At 71.2% G+C, this 545-nt stretch carries 1 protein-coding gene; it reads right to left on the reverse strand.

Annotated features, from left to right (window positions below; all coding sequences use genetic code 11):
- Positions 1-545 (reverse strand): hypothetical protein (locus tag IG02_RS0135530; protein WP_030757796.1); only part of this gene is annotated, 545 nt, incomplete at both ends.

The following is a 545-nucleotide window of genomic DNA, read 5'->3' on the forward strand; positions in this document are numbered from 1 at the left end:
TCGTCGGCCCAATCGCCGCTGTAGGTGTCGCGGACGAACTCGGCGCAGCGGCGCATCACCTGGGCGTCGCGCTGCGCAAGCGCGGCAGCGGCGTCGTCCTTCGGCGCGTCGACTCCGACGGTGGCCTGCGACAGCAGGTGCAGGGCGCCGAGGGCGTTGGAGCCGGGGTCTTCCAGGTCGTAGCAGAGAGCGGCGAGCGCAGCGCGGGCGTGAACGGCTGGTCCCTCCAGCTCGGTGACGCGGTCCTGGAGGCGGCGGATCGCGGCGAGCAGCGCGGGCACGTCCTGGCGGGCGTGGACGATGAACGCGGCGTCTGCATGGATCTGCGCCCGATCCTGCTCGTCGGTCCAGTCGCGGTGCGTCGGGTCGTTGTCGATCGGCTCGTTGACCGTTACTGCGATCTGACGGCGGCAGCGAAAGCCGGTGTCGGTCTCCTCCAGGTCGGCGGCGATGTCGATGTAGTCCAACTCCGAGCCGTCGTGGTACTGGCCCCACGGTCCGGGCGTGGCCGCCTGAGCGCGGGCTTCGATGGCGTCGAGGTCGAG

The organism is Streptomyces sp. NRRL F-5135, from assembly GCF_000719775.1.
In the GTDB taxonomy this organism is placed as follows: Bacteria; Actinomycetota; Actinomycetes; order Streptomycetales; family Streptomycetaceae; genus Streptomyces; species Streptomyces hebeiensis.